This window comes from Streptomyces sp. NPDC051582 (assembly GCF_040681715.1).
Taxonomy (GTDB): Bacteria; Actinomycetota; Actinomycetes; order Streptomycetales; family Streptomycetaceae; genus Streptomyces.
The window spans coordinates 94,207-111,190 of the sequence record NZ_JBFAZJ010000018.1; the positions used below are offsets into that span (position 1 = coordinate 94,207).

Genomic DNA, 16,984 nt, shown 5'->3' on the forward strand with positions numbered 1-16,984 from the left:
CTCCACGTTCGCTCCCGTGCCGTGCCGCGCAAAACAAGACGGACCATGGGTCGTTCCGGCACTTTACGACCGGTACCACCCACGGCCCGTTCACCCACTCCGGCTCAGCCGAAGAAGACCCCGACCTCCTCGTACAGCGCCGGGTCCACCGTCTTCAGCTTCGCCGTCGCGTCGGCGATCGGCACCCTCACGATGTCCGTCCCCTTCAGCGCGACCATCTTCCCGAAGTCGCCCTCGTGCACGGCGTCGATGGCGTGCAGCCCGAACCGGGTCGCCAGCCACCGGTCGAACGCGCTCGGCGTACCGCCGCGCTGGATGTGCCCGAGCACCGTGGTCCGGGCCTCCTTGCCGGTCCGCGCCTCGATCTCCTTGGCCAGCCACTCCCCCACGCCCGACAGCCGGACGTGCCCGAACGAGTCGGTGGTGGCGTCCTTCAGCACCATCTCCCCGTCCTTGGGCATCGCGCCCTCCGCGATCACCACGATCGGCGCGTAGCTCGCCTTGAACCGGGAGGTCACCCAGGCGCACACCTGGTCGACGTCGAAGCGCTGCTCGGGGATGAGGATGACGTTGGCACCGCCCGCCAGTCCCGAGTGCAGGGCGATCCAGCCGGCGTGCCGGCCCATCACCTCGACGACGAGCACCCGCATGTGCGACTCGGCCGTGGTGTGCAGCCGGTCGATGGCCTCCGTGGCGATGCCCACCGCCGTGTCGAAGCCGAAGGTGTAGTCCGTGGCCGACAGGTCGTTGTCGATGGTCTTCGGGACGCCGACGCACGGGATCCCGTACTCCCCGTACAGCTTGGCGGCCACGCCCAGCGTGTCCTCGCCGCCGATCGCGACGAGGGCCTCGACCTCGTACTTGGCGAGGTTCTCCTTGATCCGGCGGACCCCGTTCTCCTGCTTGAACGGGTTGGTCCGCGAGGAGCCGAGGATGGTGCCGCCGCGCGGCAGGATGCCGCGGACGGCGGGGATGCCGAGCGGGACGGTGTCGCCCTCGATCGCGCCGCGCCAGCCGTCCTTGAACCCGACGAACTCGCACCCGTACTCCTGGGTGCCCTTGCGGACGACGGCCCGGATGACCGCGTTGAGACCGGGGCAGTCGCCGCCGCCCGTCAGCACTCCGACCTTCATGGAATCTCCCTTCGCCACAGGGCCCACTGAGCAGACTGAGCCCGCATGGCGGTCACGCTAGTGGTGACTCAGGTCACAGCAAGTGCCCGGGAAGGGTCAATTCCGGTGGATTCAAGGGACGTTGCGTCCCCCCGTTCACTCGTACGAGGACATGAGTGCGACGTACGAGACGGTGAACGTCCCCGTCACGCGTCGTCGAGGCCGCGCTCTATCGCGTACCGGACGAGCTCCACCCGGTTGTGCAGCTGGAGCTTGCCCAGGGTGTTCTGCACGTGGTTCTGCACCGTGCGGTGCGAGATGACGAGGCGCTCCGCGATCTGCTTGTACGAGAGCCCCTTGGCCACCAGTCGCAGCACCTCGGTCTCCCGGTCGGTCAGTTGGGGGACCTTCGGCTCGTCGGGGGCGGCGGGCGCCGGGTCGGTGGCCAGGCGCCGGTACTCGCCGAGCACCAGCCCGGCCAGGCCGGGGGTGAACACCGGGTCGCCGGCGGCGGTGCGGCGGACGGCGTCGATCAGCTCCTGGGCGCCCGCGGACTTCAGCAGGTAGCCGGTGGCGCCGGACTTCACCGCCTCCAGGACGTCCGCGTGCTCGCCGCTCGCGGACAGGACCAGGACGCGCAGCGCGGGGTTGGCTCCGACGAGTTCCTTGCAGACCTGCACCCCGGGCATGCCGGGGAGGTTGAGGTCGAGCACCAGGACGTGGGGGGCGGCCGGCGCGGCCCGGCGGACGGCCTCGGGGCCGTCGCCGGCCGTGGCGACCACGTCGAAGCCCGCCGCGGCGAGGTCGCGGGCGACCGCGTCCCGCCACATCGGGTGGTCGTCGACGACCATCACCTTGATCTCGTGCGGCTGCGGCTGAGACTGCTGCTGCGGCTCGGCGGTCCGGGTCACTGGGTCCTCCCCCTCGGTACTTTCAGTTCCACTTCGGTGCCCTGTCCGGGGACGGACACCAGCTCGGCGCTGCCGCCGAGGTCCCGCAGCCGGCCGCGGATGGACAGGGCCACGCCCATGCGGCCCTCGCCCTCGGCCTGGTCGAGGCGGCCGGCCGGGATGCCCGGGCCGTCGTCCCGGACGGTCACGATCACCTCGTCGCCCCAGTCCTCGACCAGGATCCAGGCCCTGGCCCCCTCGCCGGCGTGCTTGCGCACATTGTCGAGGGCGGCTCCGACGGCCGCCGCCAGCTCCTTCGCCGCGGGCACCGGCAGCGGCACCGGCGTGCCCGGCTCGGCGAAGCTGACCCGGGATCCGGCGTGCGGGGCCAGCAGGCCCCGCAGGTCCAGTTCGCCCTCGTCGGCGCCCGGCTCCTCCACCTCGTACGCGTCCACCAGCGCGCCGAACGCTTCGTCGCGGGAGATCCGGGAGGTGGGCACCAGCCCGCTGGAGACCAGGGTGCGCAGCGCCACCTCCTGGTCCCCGGCCATCCGGCCGAGCTCGGCGGCCTCGCCGCCCAGCTCGGCACCGCGGCGCTGGACCATGGCGAGCACCTGGAGGACCCCGTCGTGGATGTCGCGGGCGAGCCGCTCGCGCTCGCGGGTCGCGGCCTCGATCTCCAGCGCGCGGGCCAGGGTGGCCTCACTGGCCCGGGCGACCTCGACGACGTACCCGATGGCGATGGAGGCCACCCAGACCAGCAGCACGTTGTGCAGGGTGTCGCGGGTGGGCCGGCCGCCGTGGACGACGATGTTGGCCAAGGCCACGAAGGTCGAGGCGAAACCGGCCCAGCGCCAGCCGCCCTTGATGGCGAAGGCGAGGACGGAGCCCGCCGTCCAGATGGAGGGGAGGGTGGGGCCGCCCGCGGCGATCCGCGCGTGGGTGTCCGCGATCGGGGTGAGCAGGACGCCGACGAGCGCGACGGTGAGGTCGGCGCCCAGGAACCGCTTGGTGCAGCTGGCGGAGTTCGCCACCCGGCGGTGGGTCGCCAGGGTCCAGACGGCGAGGACGGCGAGGTAGCCGGCCGCGACCCAGGGCCGGGCGAATTCCCGGTACGCCGAGGCGAACAGCAGGCCCGCGTAGACCATGGTGAGCAGCCGGTAGGCGGTCAGCGCGCGCCACAGCGGCTGCTCGACCGACATGCGCACGACACGCTCGCGTTTCGCCATCTCCCCCACCCACCCCGTGCGGGCGATGCCGCCCGTGCTCTACTCCGCGGCCTTCTCGGCGCTCTTGTCCGCGCTCTTGTCGGCGCTCTTGTCGGCCGCGGCCCTGGTGGCCTTCTCGGCCTTCTCGGCATCGGCGATCTGCCGCTTGGCGGCCGTCGCGTAGATGTCGACGTACTCCTGGCCGGACAGCTTCATGATCTCGTACATGACCTCGTCGGTCACCGAGCGCAGGATGAAGCGGTCGCCGTCCATGCCCTGGTAGCGGCTGAAGTCCAGCGGCTTGCCGATCCGGATGCCGGGGCGCATCAGCTTGGGGACGACCTTGCCGGGCGGCTGGATCTTCTCCGTGTCGATCATCGCCACGGGGATCACCGGCGCCCCGGTGGCCAGGGCCACGCGGGCCAGCCCGCCGGGCTTGCCGCGGTAGAGGCGGCCGTCGGGTGAACGGGTCCCCTCGGGGTAGATACCGAACAGCTCCCCGCGCTCGATGACGTCGATGCCGCTCTTGATCGCGGCCTCACCCGCACCGCGCGCACCGGAGCGGTCCACGGGGAGCTGGCCGACGCCCTTGAAGAAGGCGGCCGTCAGCTTGCCCTTGACGCCCGGGGAGGTGAAGTACTCGGCCTTCGCGATGAAGGTGACCTTCCGGTCCAGCACGGCCGGCAGGAAGAAGGAGTCCGAGAAGGACAGGTGGTTGCTCGCGAGGATCGCCGGCCCTTCGGCGGGAATGTTCTCCAAGCCCTCCACCCACGGCCTGAAGGCGAGCTTCAGGGACCCCCCGATGGAGAACTTCATTGCGCCGTAGATCAACTGATGCGCCTTCCTGTGTCTGTCGAACAGACCATAACCCCTGGCTCGGGGCGGAGGGGGCGACGACCCTGGTCGGTGTCACCCCCGTCGCGTACGGTGAAGTCACACAGCGCTACGCACCCCCCACCCGTCGAAGGAGACCCTGGTGCCCGTCCTCCCTGGAGCCGAGCCGTTCCGCCACGAGGGCGGAGAGGTCGGTGTCCTCCTCTGCCACGGCTTCACCAGTACCGCTCAGTCCATGCGCCCGTGGGCCGAGTACCTGGCCGGGCGGGGTCTGACGGTTTCCGTGCCGCTGCTGCCCGGGCACGGGACGCGGTGGCAGGACATGCAGCTCACCGGCTGGCAGGACTGGTACGCCGAGGTGGACCGGGCGCTGCGGGAGCTGCTGGAGCGGTGCGCGAAGGTGTTCGTCTTCGGTCTGTCGATGGGCGGGGCGCTGACCCTGCGGCTGGCCGCCCGGCACGGGGACGCCGTGGCCGGCATCGTCCTGGTCAACCCGGTCAACAAGATCAACGACCCGCTGGCCTTCGCGCTCCCGGTGGCGCAGCACTTCCTGCGCTCCACCCCGGGCATCGCGAGCGACATCGCGAAGCCGGGCGTCGCGGAGGTCGGCTACACCCGGGTCCCGACCCGGGCCGCGGCCTCGCTGAAGCAGTTCCTGAAGCTGGTCGACACCGAGCTGCCGCAGGTCACGCAGCCGGTTCTGCTGCTGCACAGCGTGCAGGACCACGTCGTGAACCCGGCCGACTCGGCGCGGATCCTCGCACGGATCTCGTCGACGGACGTCACCGAGACCCTGCTGGAACAGAGCTACCACGTCGCGACGTTGGACCATGACGCGGAGCAGATCTTCGCGGACAGTTTTGCGTTCGTCGGGCGGCTCGCGGAGAGCGTCGGCAGGGAGGGGGCGGCCAGCGGTGGCTGAGCACGAGGAGTCCCCCGGGGGTGTCCCCCCGCTGGACGAGGAGGCGGCCTGGGCGGCGATCGTCGCCGGGTACGGGCAGGAGCCGCCGGACCCGCCGGGGGCGAGGCCGTTCCGGCCGATCGAGAACCTGATGCTGCCGGAGGAAGACGTGGAACCGGAGCCTCCGGCAGCCGCGCCGCCCGCGCCGCAGCCGGAGGCTCCGGCCGAGCCGCCGCCGCCGGCGCCGAAGGCGCTGGGCAGTTCGGTGGTGTTCGCGCCGGGCGTGGGGGTCGGCGCCGCGGGGCCCGGGAGCGGGCCCCGCGATCACGCTCCGGCGGAGCCGGACGAGAAGGACGAGGGCCACTTCGTGCCCCCGGAGCCGGAGCTGCCGCCGGCGGACACGACGGCGAAGTTCGCGTGGCTGGCGGTGGTGGGCGGGCCGGTGCTGCTGCTGGTGGCGGTGCTGTTGCAGTGGGATATGACCTGGTGGCTCACGACACTGGGGATCGGCGGTTTCCTGGGCGGCTTCGCGACGCTCATCGCGCGGATGTCGCAGGGTGACGACGAGGACGACGATCCGGGCCGCGGAGCCGTCGTCTGACCCGCTTGACGCGCCGCTCGCACGGCTCGGCCCTGGCGGGCCTCCCGGCTTCGCGCCGCCGCGCCGGCCTCCGACCGGCGGGGCGGGGCCCCGGGGGTCCCGCCCCGGCCGGACGCTAGCGGGGTGCCGGCAGGCGCAGGGTGGCCAGGACCGGGAGGTGGTCCGTGGCCCTGTCCAGGTCCGATTGCGTGATGTCCGGCAGGGACGCCGGGACTCCGCAGCCGAGGACCTCCACGTCCCGCGTCGCGAAGATCGCGTCGATCCGCCGCGGCGGGGCGCAGCGGGTGAAGGTGTGTTCGCCGCCCCAGGGGGCGACCGTCCAGCAGTCCTGGAGCTCCGTGGACAGGCGGCGGAAGGCCGGGCCCGTCGGGGGCTCGTTGATGTCGCCCGCCGCGATCGCGTACGGCGCGTCCGTGGAGCCGAGCCGGTCCAGCAGGAGGCCCGCCTGGGCCCGGCGTTCCGCCGCGTCCAGCGAGAGGTGCGCGCTGAGCACCGCCACCCGCGCGGACCCGAAGCGGACCACCGCCGTCGCGAAGCCCCGCCGGTGCAGGCCCGGGGTCCGCGGGAGCAGGACGTCCTCCGTCCGCTCCACGAAGGCCCGCAGCGAACACAGGAGCAGCGGGCCCGCGGCCGTGGCGCCCCCGCTCAGCACCACCAGGTCCGTCTTCGCGGCCAGCCGGGCCGCGTGCTTGCGCCAGCGGAAGAACCGCGGGGCCTCCTGGACGAACACCAGGTCGGGGGCGCAGGCGCGGATCACCCGGGCCAGCGCCTCCTCGTCGTCGCGCATCGAGCGGATGTTGTAGCTGAGGGCTCGGATCACCGCGGAACCGTCGGGTTCCGTCACAGGGTTCGGCAGCATGCACGGCAACATAGCCAGACTGCCCGCCGTGCCACAGGGGGCGCGACGGGCAGTTCGGACAACAGCGGGTGTCAGCCCTGGCGGGCCAGGTCCGCGGCGCCGACGAGCCCGGCCTTCCCGCCGAGCTGCGCGGCCAGCACCTGTGCGTGCGGGCGCCAGGCGCCGCCGACCAGCCAGCGCTTGAAGGACTTGCGGATCGGGTCCAGGACGAGGTCGCCCTCGTCCGAGACCCCGCCGCCGACGATGAACGCCGACGGGTCGAAGAGCGAGGCCAGGTCGGCCAGGCCGGCGCCCGCCCAGCGGGCGAGTTCGCGGAAGGCGTCGATGGCCACCAGGTCACCGGCGCGCGCGGCCTCGCTGATGTGCTTGCCCTCGATGCCGTCGGGGGTGCCGTCGCCGAGCGCGAGCAGGGCCACCGCGTTCTCGGGGGTGGCGTTCGCGCGCTGCTTCGCGTACCGCACGAGCGCGCGGCCGGAGGCGTACTGCTCCCAGCAGCCCTGGCTGCCGCACCCGCAGAGCAGGCCGTCCGGGACGACCCGGATGTGCCCGAACTCGGCGGCCACGCCGAAGCGTCCGCGGCGCAGCTTGTTGCCGATGATGATGCCGCCGCCCAGGCCCGTGCCGAGCGTGATGCAGATGACGTCCTCGTGGCCCTGCCCGGCGCCGAAGCGGTACTCGCCCCAGGCCGCGCAGTTGGCGTCGTTCTCGACGACGACCGGCAGGCCGATGCGCTGCTCGACCTTGTCCTTGAGCGGCTCGTGGCGCCAATTGATGTTGGGCGCGAAGAGCACGGTCGCGCGCTTGTCGTCCACGTATCCGGCGGCGCCGATGCCGACGGCCTCGATGGTGTGGTTGCTGCTGACTTCGGACACTGCGGCGCAGATCGCGTCCGTCACTCCGTCCGCGGTCGGCGGGGTGGGCACCTTGTACGTCTCAAGGATGGTGCCCTCTTCGTCGACCACGCCGGCCGCGATCTTCGTGCCGCCGATGTCGACGCCGATGGTGAGTCCCATTAGTCCCTCGGTTTCCGGTCAAACCCCGCCACGGCCAACCGTACCCGAGGGTGAGGGGGCATCCGGCGGATCAGGGCCGGAAAGCCCGGGGGCACCAGACCCCCCGGGCCCGGCCCTGATCCGCCGGACGCCCCCTGAACGTCTCAGTCGAGATCGATCCGCTGGGTCGGACCGCTCCCGCCCTCGTCGCGCGGGTCGGAGTGGTCACCGGACGGACGGTCCGCGGGCCCGCCGGGCTCGGGCTCGTCTCGGGTCCAGCGGCGCTCGTGGCCCTCGACGGCCGAGCGGTAGGCGGCGAGCAGCTCGGAGCCGGCGGTCGCGAGGTGGTCGAAGACCTCGGGGTTGCGCTCGACGACGGGCTTGGCGGCGGCCTTCGCCTGGTTGACGAATTGGCGTACGGCGCCCTGGGCGGCGGCGCCGAGCAGCGGGTTGTTCAGTGCGGACACCTTGTCGGCGACGGCCTCGAACAGTTTGAAGAGCTCTTCGGCGGCGGTCCCGGTGCCGCTCCCGGCGCCGGGTGCGCCCGAGCCCTCGCGGGCCCGGCGGCGCTCCTGCTCCGCGGCGAGGTCCTCGGCGCAGGCCTTGGCCCAGGCGTCGTCGTCGGTGGGACGGTCGGTGGCCTCGCTCATGGCGGACTCTCCTGCGGCAGCTGCTGGGCGTGCGGTACGTACTACCTTCGACGGTACCCGAACGGGGGTACGCGTTTCAGGGCCGCGGACCGCCCCGCGCCGGGTTCAGGCCCGGCGCGGCCACAGGTCCGGGTCCGGTGTGAAACGGATGCGCAGCACCCCGTCGGCGAGCGCGGCGCCGGAGACCGTGCAGCGGCGCAGCACCGAGGGGAGCGGAACGATCCTGCGGTACGGGCCCGCCGCGAGCAGCAGCTCGTCGCCGCGCCGGACCAGGTCGAGGTCCTGCTTGCGGGCGCCGGGCAGCGGCACCACCCAGACGAGTACCCCGTCGTCGGCGAGCCGGTCCTCGACGGCCCACTCACGGCGGGCGCGGGAGTCCCCCGCAGCCTGCGGGACGAGGCCCCGCGCCCCTTCGAGCCGGGTCAGGTCGTCCGGCCCCGCCGGGTCCCGCCCCAGGTGGCCGAGCGGCAGCACGGGCACGTCCCCGGCCGGTCCGGCCCCGGCCCACTCGGCCCCGGCCCACTGGGCGGCGTACTTCTCCTGCTGGGCGGCGAGCCCGGCCAGCCAGGGGTCGGGCGAACCCTGGGGCACCATCCGGTTGGCGACGACCGCGGAGACCGGGAGCTGTTCGAGGGCGAGCCCGAGCAGCCCGGTCCGCAGTGCGGCGTCGGAGCCGGGCCCCGGCTCCGCGACCACGTGCAGCGAGGTGGTGCCGGCCTCGACGACGGCCTGGACGGCGGCCAGTTCCTCGTCCCAGCGCGCGGCGGCCTCGTACAGCCACTGCGCGGGCATCGGTACGCCGGCCAGCTGGGCCAGCACGGGCCGCAGGGCGCGGGCCGCCTGCCGCTCGGCCGGGAGCAGCCGTGCCAGGTAGCGGCGCAGCTGGGCGGGGAGGGCGAGGGTGGCAACGGCCTGGTGGAGCGGGGGCAGGTCGACGACGACGAGGTCGACGGCGGGGGCCGCGGCGGCCCGCCGCAGCGCGCGCAGCAGGGCGAACTGCTCGGCGCCGGGCAGTTCGGTGAGCTCCTCGGCCCCGAGCGGCCGGGCCCCGACCATGCCGAGGAGGGCGGATCCGCGCTCCTGGAGGGCGACGAGCTCCGCGCGGAACTCCTCGCCGGAGTCCACGCGGGCCACGAGCACCCCGGAGGCCGGTACGGCGGCCAGCCCGGGCGCGGCTTCGACGGGCTCCCCCGCCGGCCCTCCGACCAGTGCGGCGAGGGGATCCCCGGGGTCGCCGGAGAGCAGCAGCACCCGCGCGCCGTTCCCGGCGGCGGCGAGGGCGGTGGCGGCGGCCACCGTGGTCCGTCCTGCCCCTCCGGGGCCGGTGACGAGCAGGATGCGCATCGATCAGGCCGACTCGACGCGCTTCTTCAGGCCCGCCAGGGCGCGGTCGATGATGACCTTCTCGGCCTTGCGCTTGATCATGCCGAGCATGGGGATCTTGACGTCCACGGTCAGCTGGTAGGTGACCTCGGTGCGCTTGCCGCCGTCCAGCGGGGCGAGCCGGTAGGAGCCGTCGAGCTGGCGCAGCATCTGCGACTTGTCCAGGGTCCAGCTGACCTCGTCGGCGCCCTTCCAGCTGTAGGCGAGGGTGTGGTCGTCCTTGATCGCGCCCGCGTCCAGCAGCAGCCGGACCTTCTCGGCGCGGCCCTCGGCGTCGGTGGCCAGCACCTCGGCCTCCTTCACCTCGCCGGTCCACTCGGGGTAGCGCGCGAAGTCGGCGATCACGGCCATCACGTCGGCCGGCGCCGCCTCGATCGTGATGCTCGAGCTGGTGTGTTCGGCCATGGCGGTCGCCCCTCCGGGGAGTTTTCGAGGAAGTGTGCGGCCTGCGGCCGCCGCGTGCAGGCTACCGTGCGTGCGGAGGTCGCCACTCCAGGGCCCGGTCCCACCGCTCCGGGGCCCGGGATCACCATTCCAGGGCCCACGGCCTTCCCGTGGCGGCGAAGTGCCCGACGTTCACGCACTCCGTGCCGCCGATCCGCATCCGCCGGGCCAGCGGCTGGTGGACGTGCCCGAACAGGGCGTACCGCGGCTTGGTCCGCCGGATCGCGGCGAGCAGGGCCTCGCTGCCGCGCTCGAAGCGGCGCGCGACCGTGTCGTAGCAGAGCTCCGGCACCTCCGGCGGGATGTGCGAGCACAGCACGTCCACCTCGCCGAGCGCCTCGACCTTGGCGGCGTACTCCTCCTCGTCCACCTCGTACGGGGTGCGCATCGGGGACGGCAGGCCGCCGCCGACGAAGCCGAAGACGCGGCCGCCGATCTCCACCCGCTGCCCGTCGAGGACGGTGGTGCCGGGACCGGCGTACTCGGTCCACAGACCCGGGATGTCGACATTGCCGTAGGTGGCGTACGTGGGCTGCGGGAACGCGGCGAACATCTCGGCGTACTGGCGGCGCACCGCGCCCTCGATCAGCCGTTCCCGGTCCAGCCCGGCCCACAGCCGGCGGCCGAGGTCGCGCGCCTCGTCGAAGCGGCGCGCGGTGCGCAGCTCGACGATGCGGTCGGCGTTCTCGACGCCGAACAGGTCGGGGAAGATGCCGCGGGAGTGGTCGGCGTAGTCGAGGAAGAGCACGAGGTCACCGAGGCAGATCAGCGCGTCGGCGCCGTCTCCGGCCCGGGCGAGCGCTTCGGCGTTGCCGTGGACGTCGCTGACGACGTGGACTCTCGTGCTGCTCTTCCTGCCACCCATGCGCCCCACCCTAGGGGGGCTTGGGGGCAGCGGGTAGAGGAACCTTCACAGGCTGCCTACCTGCGGTTACTTCCAAGTCGTCAGCGGGGTCGACTACTGTCGGCATGGCACGGCCGCGTCATGTGACGCACGGAACATCTGGCCGGTTCCCTCTATCCGGAACCCACTACCGGTGGGTAACGTCCGGTCGGTCCACATGGTGGCGATGGCGCCCAGAGGAGCAGCAGTCTTGCGCGAGTTCAGCCTTCCGGCCCTGTACGAGGTCCCGTCGGACGGGAACCTGACGGATCTCATCCGCCGCAACGCCGCTCAGCATCCCGACACCGCAGTCATGGGCCGCAAGGTCGACGGCGGCTGGCAGGACGTGACGGCGACCGAATTCCTCGCCGAGGTGCGCGCAGCCGCCAAGGGCCTGATCGCGGCCGGGATCCGGCCGGGCGACCGCGTCGCGCTGATCTCCCGCACCCGCTACGAGTGGGTCCTGCTCGACTTCGCGATCTGGAGCGCGGGCGGCGTCACCGTCCCCGTGTACGAGACCAGCTCGCCCGAGCAGATCCAGTGGATCCTCGGCGACTCCGGCGCCGTCGCCGTGATCGTCGAGAGCCCGGCGCACAGCGCGGCCGTGGCCTCCCTGCGCGACCGGCTGCCGGAACTGCGCGAGGTCTGGGAGATCGAGCAGGGCGCGCTCGCGGCACTGAACGCCGCGGGCAGCGAGGTCACCGACGCCGAGGTCGACGGGCGCAGCTCGCTGGCCAACGCCGACGACCCGGCCACCATCGTCTACACCTCGGGCACCACCGGCCGCCCCAAGGGCTGCGTGCTGACCCACCGCAACTTCTTCGCCGAGTGCGGCAACGTGGTGGAGCGCCTGAGCCCGCTGTTCCGCACCGGCGAGTGTTCCGTGCTGCTCTTCCTGCCCGCCGCGCACGTCTTCGGGCGCCTGGTGGAGGTGGCGGCCGTCCTCGCGCCGATCCGCCTGGGCTGCGTACCGGACATCAAGAACCTCACCGACGAGCTGCAGTCCTTCCGCCCCACGCTGATCCTCGGCGTGCCGCGCGTCTTCGAGAAGGTCTACAACTCGGCGCGCGCCAAGGCCCAGGCCGAGGGCAAGGGCAAGATCTTCGACGCGGCGGCCGAGACGGCGATCGCGTACAGCCGCGCGCTGGACGCCCCCGGCGGCCCCTCCTTCGGCCTGAAGCTGAAGCACAAGCTGTTCTCGAAGCTGGTCTACAGCAAGCTGCACACCGTCCTCGGCGGGCGCGGCGAGTACGCGATCTCCGGCGGAGCCCCGCTGGGCGAGCGGCTCGGCCACTTCTTCCGCGGCATCGGCTTCACGGTCCTGGAGGGCTACGGCCTGACGGAGTCCTGCGCGGCCACCGCCTTCAACCCCTGGGACCGTACGAAGATCGGTACGGTCGGCCAGCCGCTGCCGGGCTCCGTGGTGCGCATCGCCGACGACGGCGAGGTGCTGCTGCACGGCGAGCACATCTTCAAGGAGTACTGGAAGAACGAGACGGCGACCGCCGAGGCGCTGACCGACGGCTGGTTCCACACCGGGGACGTCGGCACCCTCGACGAGGACGGCTACCTCGCGATCACCGGGCGCAAGAAGGAGCTCATCGTCACGGCGGGCGGCAAGAACGTGGCCCCCGCGGTGATCGAGGACCGGATCCGGGCGCACGCGCTGGTCGCGGAGTGCATGGTGGTCGGCGACGCGAGGCCGTTCGTGGCCGCGCTGGTCACGATCGACGAGGAGTTCCTGGGCCGCTGGGCGGCCGAGCACGGCAAGCCGGCCGGGGTCACCGCGGCGGAGCTGCGCGAGGACGCGGACCTCATCGCCGCCGTCCAGCAGGCCGTGGACGACGGCAACGCGGCGGTTTCCAAGGCGGAATCGGTACGGAAATTCCGCATTCTGCCCTCCCAGTTCACGGAGGAGTCGGGTCACATCACGCCTTCGCTGAAGCTGAAGCGGAATGTGGTGGCGAAGGACTTCGCCGACGAGATCGAGGCCCTGTACCGCGGCTGAGTCCGGCCTTTCGGCCGCTCGGCCGCTCGGCCGCCGGGCCGGCGCGCGGGCTAGCGCGGGTCCTCCGCGAGGATCCGCTCCATGTTCCGCTCGGCGAGCGCGGTGATGGTGACGAACGGGTTCACCCCGAGCGAGCCCGGGATCAGGGAGCTGTCGACGACGTACAGCCCCTGGTGGCCCTTGGCGCGCCCGTAGTCGTCGGTCGCGTCACCGAGGACGCAGCCGCCGAGCGGGTGGTACGTGAAGTTGTCGGCGAAGTTCTTGTTGTCGCCGAACAGGTCGTACCGGTAGATCGTGAAGTTGGCCCGGTTGATCCGGTCGAAGAGGTTCTTGGCGGCCTGGACGGACGGGGTGTTCTGGTCGCGGCTCCAGTTGAGCCGCGCCGAGTCGGTGGCCGCGTCGTACGTGAAGTGCCCGCGCTCGGGGTTCTTGGTGATGGCCAGGTACATCGAGATCCAGTGCTCGAAGCCCATCGGCAGCGGGGCGATCTCGGCGAACACCGGGTTGGCGGCGTTGTCCCAGTCGTCGATGCCCAGGGCGGGCATGGTGGCCTGGTTGCAGCCGACCGTGTCCCAGAGGTGATTGGCCCGGGCGGTCATGACGTTGCCGTTGTGGCCCCAGCCGAGCCCGACCTTCTCGTTGAGCCCGGGCAGGGTGCCCCGCTCGCGGGCGCGCAGCAGGATCTCGGTGGTGCCGAGGCTGCCGGCGCCGAGGAAGAGCTGTTTGCAGCCGAGTTCCCTGACCTGGGTGACCTTCCCCGTCACATCGCTGGTCTGCACCGTCACCACGTACCCGCCGGCCGGGTCCTGGCGTACGCCGACGACGCGCTGCATGGTCTCGATGGTGACGTTGCCGGTGCCGATCGCGGCCGCGAGGTAGGTCTTGTCGACGCTCTTCTTGCCGAAGTTGTTGCCGTAGATGACCTCGCCGGCGAGCGCGGAGCGGGTGGCGGTGCCGGCGGCCTCGCGCTGCATGTACCCGAAGTCGTAGACGTTGGGCACGAAGGTGGTCTTCAGGCCGGTGTTCCGGGCGTGCTTGCGGGAGATCCGGGCGAAGCGGTACCACTCCGTGGACTCGAACCAGGCCGGGTCGATGTCGTTGACGCCGAGCATGGCGCGGGCGCGCGGGTAGTACGTGCCGTACATCTCGTCGGCGTCGACCCGGGGCATCACCTCGGTGAAGTACGAGCGCCGGGGCGTGGGGGCCATGCCGCCGTTGACGAGGGATCCGCCGCCGACGCCGCGGCCGAGGTAGACGGACATGTCTGCGTGGTTCACGCGGTCGAGGACCCCGGGGTAGGGGCTGATGTCCCGGTTGACGACGTCGAGCCAGAGGAACTGGGCGAGCGGGGCCTCGGTGCGGGTGCGGAACCACATCGAGCGCTGGTCGGGAGCGGAGGTGGAGGGGAAGACCTTGCCGTCCGGGCCGGGGGTGTTCCAGAGCCGGCCCATTTCGAGGACGACGGTCCGCACCCCGGCCCGGCCGAGCCGGAGGGCGGCCACGGCCGAGCCGTAGCCGGAGCCCACGACGATGGCGGGGGCGTACTGGGCGGCGGGTGGCTCGGCGGCGGCCGCGGATTGGAGCCCGATGCGGGTGAAGCCGAGGACCGCGGCGGTCTGGAGGGCGCCGATGCCCAAGAAGTGACGGCGCGTCAGTTGAGGTGTCATGGCCGCATCATGGGCGGAATCGGGCCGTCCACCCAGAGGCGGTGTTGACAGACATCTGAGGAACAGTCAGGTGTGGCGGAGGATCACGGGCCCGCGGGCGGAGGGCCACGGGCCCGCACGGCCGCGCCGCCGTCGCGCCCCGGTCGGCGTAATACCGCGGCGGTTTGCGGACGCTCCCCGGCCCGGGAGTGTCAGAGCAGTGCGCGCAGGCGCTCGGCCAGCAGGTCCCAGCGCCACTTCTCCTCGACCCAGGCGCGGCCCCGCTCCCCCATGCGGCGGCGCAGCTCCGGATCCCGGAGCAGGGCGATCACGCGGTCCGCCGCGTCCTCGGGGACGCCGCCGCGGACCACCCAGCCCGTCTCGCCCTCCAGTACCGCGTCCGGGGCCCCGCCCGAGTCTCCCGCGACCACCGGCAGGCCCGTCGCCGAGGCCTCCAGGTAGACGATGCCGAGGCCCTCCACGTCCAGCCCTCCCCGCCGGGTCCGGCACGGCATGGCGAAGACGTCCCCGGCGCCGTAGTGGGCGGGCAGTTCGGCCCAGGGGACGGCGCCCGTGAAGACCACCGAGTCCGCGACCCCGGTGGAGACGGCCAGCGCCCGCAGGTCCGCCTCGTACGGGCCCCCGCCGACCACCAGCAGTACGGCGTCCGGCACCGCGGCCAGGATCCGCGGCATCGCCTCGATCAGGGTGTCCTGTCCCTTGCGCGGGACCAGCCGCGAGACGCAGACCACCACCGGCCGGTCCGTCAGACCCAGCCGGGCCCGGACCTCCGCGCCGCCCGACCCGGGGTGGAAGGTCTTCTCGTCCACCCCCGGCGGGAGCTGCACCATGCGCGCCGCCGCCTGCTCCGTCAGCGCCGAGGCGATCCGCGAGCGCGTGTACTCGCCCAGGTACGTCAGCGTGTCCGTGCCCTCGCCGATCCGGCTTAGCAGCTGCCGCGCCGCCGGCAGCTGCGCCCAGCCCGCCTCGTGCCCGTGGGTGGTCGCCACGATCCGCTTGGCCCCGGCGCGGCGCAGCGCGGGGCCCATCAGCCCCAGCGGGGCCGCCGCCCCGAACCACACCGACCGGCAGCCGTGCTCGCGCAGCAGTCCGACCGCGCGCCGGGTCACCCGCGGGGTCGGCAGCAGCATGGTCGTACGGTCGCGGACCACGTGGAAGGGCTGTTCGGCGTCGAAGGCGGCGGTGGCCTCGCGGCCCTCCGCGCTGCGCTTCCAGGTGGAGGCGTAGACGACGATCCGGTCGGGATCCAGCCGCAGTGCCATGTTGTGCAGGAAGGCCTGGATGCCGCCCGGTCGCGGCGGGAAGTCGTTGGTCACGATCAGGGTCTTGTGCATCGCCTGCCGACAGTACCGGACACCCCCGCGCGGCCCCGCCCCAGCCGCCGGACGCCCCCTACCGCGCGCCCAGCTCCTGGCGCAGGCTCGCCTGCCAGGCCAGGGTCAGGCCGGGCAGATCGCCGCCGATGGTGTCCTCCAGGGCCGTCGCCAGGGGTTCGCGGCCCGCCCGTTCGTAGAGGCGGACCAGCGTGGCGTCGCCCCATTTGGCCGCGATCAGCCGGCAGGCCAGCCATGCGCCCTCGTACGCGCGGGCCAGCTCCTGCGGGTCGCCGCCGAAGGCGAACGCCCCGTCGGCGGGGAGCGCGGCCGGCAGCTGCCCGGCCCGGACCGCCCGGCCCAGCGCCGGCGCGGCCTGCTGCGCGGTGACGGCCCCGCCGCGGTACGCCGCCCAGTCCGCGAAGCCCTCCGACAGCCACAGCGGGGTCTTGGCGGTGGTCGCGGCCCGGGTGGCCACGTGGGTGACCTCGTGGGTCAGGACGACGCCCCGGCCCGCCGCGCTGAGCTCCGCCCAGCCCTCCGGGTTGACGACGACCCGGTCGGCCGGGGCCGCCGCGGCGCCCACGCGGCCCGTCGTGACGGCCCCCATGCCCCGGTACTCGGCGGTCGGCCGGCCCAGCAGCTCGGCCATCCGCTCCAGGGAGCCCGGCACCAGCACCACCACCCGGCCCGCCCATTTCCCCGGCCAGGCGGCGCTCGCCGCGGGCACGGCCCGCTCGGCCTCCGCCGCGATGTCGGACAGGTCGCGCGCGGAGCGGCCCGCGCCGAGCACCAGCGCGTGCGCGCCCCGGACCACCTCCACCGGCCCCTGGTCCCACAGCTGCGCGGGCGCGCCCGGCGCCGCGGCGTCCCCGGTGACCCGCCACTCCCCGCCGGCCCCGCCGTCGCGGCCGAGCCGCACCTCGCGCGCCGATCCGGCCGGGGCCGCGTCGTAGCCGCCGAGCCGGTAGCGCAGTTGCGCGCGGGCGGTGGCCCGGTCGCCGTCCCGGCGGACCGCGGTGACCTCGTACGCCCATCCCTCCAGCGGGATCCCGGCGAGCCGCGCGGGCGGGGTCCGCGACCAGGCGGCGACGGCCTCGCGGATGGCGGGTTCGGCGGGGTCCCGTACCGCGGGCGCCCCGCACGCCGCGAGCAGCACGCTCAGCAGGAGCGGCAGGACGCGTACGAGGAGGGGCCGACGGACCGGGGGCATCCGACGATCGTACGCACGCCCCGCCC

The 16,984-nt window shown here is 73.2% G+C and carries 16 protein-coding genes; 3 read left to right on the top strand and 13 right to left on the bottom strand.

Annotation, left to right across the window (positions count from 1 at the left end; all coding sequences use genetic code 11):
• Positions 1-104: 104 nt before the first annotated feature.
• From AB0M92_RS23370 to AB0M92_RS23385, 4 genes are all read right to left on the bottom strand, one after another.
• Complete coding sequence (locus AB0M92_RS23370; RefSeq protein WP_366104211.1) at positions 105-1,133, bottom strand: 6-phosphofructokinase; 1,029 nt, start codon at positions 1,131-1,133, stop codon at positions 105-107.
• A gap of 185 nt (positions 1,134-1,318) precedes the next feature.
• On the bottom strand, positions 1,319-1,963 hold the full coding sequence (locus AB0M92_RS23375; protein WP_366104269.1) for a response regulator transcription factor: 645 nt from the start codon (positions 1,961-1,963) through the stop codon (positions 1,319-1,321).
• A gap of 56 nt (positions 1,964-2,019) precedes the next feature.
• Positions 2,020-3,231, bottom strand: coding sequence for a DUF5931 domain-containing protein (locus AB0M92_RS23380; RefSeq protein WP_366104212.1), 1,212 nt, complete (start codon positions 3,229-3,231; stop codon positions 2,020-2,022).
• Between the two features lie 39 nt (positions 3,232-3,270).
• Positions 3,271-4,041: a lysophospholipid acyltransferase family protein gene (locus AB0M92_RS23385; RefSeq protein ID WP_366104213.1), complete on the bottom strand. Its 771-nt coding sequence runs from the start codon at positions 4,039-4,041 to the stop codon at positions 3,271-3,273.
• 145 nt (positions 4,042-4,186) lie between these two features.
• On the opposite strand from AB0M92_RS23385, the gene AB0M92_RS23390 reads away from it, so the two are divergent.
• Entirely contained in the window at positions 4,187-4,966 is a 780-nt protein-coding gene (locus AB0M92_RS23390) for an alpha/beta fold hydrolase (protein ID WP_366104214.1), read from the top strand.
• Positions 4,959-5,546 (top strand): hypothetical protein, encoded by a 588-nt coding sequence (locus AB0M92_RS23395; protein ID WP_366104215.1) that lies wholly within the window; start codon positions 4,959-4,961, stop codon positions 5,544-5,546. Before AB0M92_RS23390 ends, AB0M92_RS23395 begins: the two co-directional genes overlap by 8 nt.
• 115 nt (positions 5,547-5,661) lie before the next feature.
• Here the strand turns inward: AB0M92_RS23395 and AB0M92_RS23400 are convergent, their stop codons facing one another.
• The 6 genes from AB0M92_RS23400 to AB0M92_RS23425 all read right to left on the bottom strand — a co-directional run bounded on the left by AB0M92_RS23400 (position 5,662) and on the right by AB0M92_RS23425 (position 10,739).
• Complete coding sequence (locus AB0M92_RS23400; protein WP_366104216.1) at positions 5,662-6,405, bottom strand: endonuclease/exonuclease/phosphatase family protein; 744 nt, start codon at positions 6,403-6,405, stop codon at positions 5,662-5,664.
• Between the two features lie 71 nt (positions 6,406-6,476).
• Positions 6,477-7,418 carry an ROK family glucokinase gene (locus tag AB0M92_RS23405; RefSeq protein ID WP_366104217.1) on the bottom strand — a complete coding sequence of 314 codons (942 nt, stop codon included), beginning with the start codon at positions 7,416-7,418 and terminating at the stop codon, positions 6,477-6,479.
• Between the two features lie 143 nt (positions 7,419-7,561).
• Positions 7,562-8,047 carry a DUF5304 domain-containing protein gene (locus tag AB0M92_RS23410; RefSeq protein WP_366104218.1) on the bottom strand — a complete coding sequence of 162 codons (486 nt, stop codon included), beginning with the start codon at positions 8,045-8,047 and terminating at the stop codon, positions 7,562-7,564.
• A 105-nt stretch (positions 8,048-8,152) separates the two neighbouring features.
• Positions 8,153-9,391: an ArsA-related P-loop ATPase gene (locus tag AB0M92_RS23415; RefSeq protein ID WP_366104219.1), complete on the bottom strand. Its 1,239-nt coding sequence runs from the start codon at positions 9,389-9,391 to the stop codon at positions 8,153-8,155.
• Positions 9,392-9,394: 3 nt separating this feature from the next.
• Positions 9,395-9,835, bottom strand: coding sequence for an SRPBCC family protein (locus AB0M92_RS23420; RefSeq protein WP_030863550.1), 441 nt, complete (start codon positions 9,833-9,835; stop codon positions 9,395-9,397).
• Between the two features lie 121 nt (positions 9,836-9,956).
• Positions 9,957-10,739, bottom strand: coding sequence for a metallophosphoesterase (locus tag AB0M92_RS23425; RefSeq protein ID WP_366104220.1), 783 nt, complete (start codon positions 10,737-10,739; stop codon positions 9,957-9,959).
• A gap of 229 nt (positions 10,740-10,968) precedes the next feature.
• Between AB0M92_RS23425 and AB0M92_RS23430 the strand changes: the two genes are divergently transcribed.
• On the top strand, positions 10,969-12,765 hold the full coding sequence (locus AB0M92_RS23430; protein WP_366104221.1) for an AMP-dependent synthetase/ligase: 1,797 nt from the start codon (positions 10,969-10,971) through the stop codon (positions 12,763-12,765).
• A 50-nt stretch (positions 12,766-12,815) separates the two neighbouring features.
• On the opposite strand, the gene AB0M92_RS23435 is transcribed toward AB0M92_RS23430, so the two are convergent.
• From AB0M92_RS23435 to AB0M92_RS23445, 3 genes are all read right to left on the bottom strand, one after another.
• Complete coding sequence (locus AB0M92_RS23435; RefSeq protein ID WP_366104222.1) at positions 12,816-14,432, bottom strand: GMC oxidoreductase; 1,617 nt, start codon at positions 14,430-14,432, stop codon at positions 12,816-12,818.
• A gap of 191 nt (positions 14,433-14,623) precedes the next feature.
• Complete coding sequence (locus AB0M92_RS23440; RefSeq protein WP_366104223.1) at positions 14,624-15,766, bottom strand: glycosyltransferase family 4 protein; 1,143 nt, start codon at positions 15,764-15,766, stop codon at positions 14,624-14,626.
• A gap of 58 nt (positions 15,767-15,824) precedes the next feature.
• The gene (locus AB0M92_RS23445; RefSeq protein ID WP_366104224.1) at positions 15,825-16,958 is read right to left on the bottom strand and encodes a hypothetical protein; all 1,134 of its coding nucleotides are present in this window, start codon (positions 16,956-16,958) and stop codon (positions 15,825-15,827) included.
• Between the last annotated feature and the right edge of the window lie 26 nt (positions 16,959-16,984).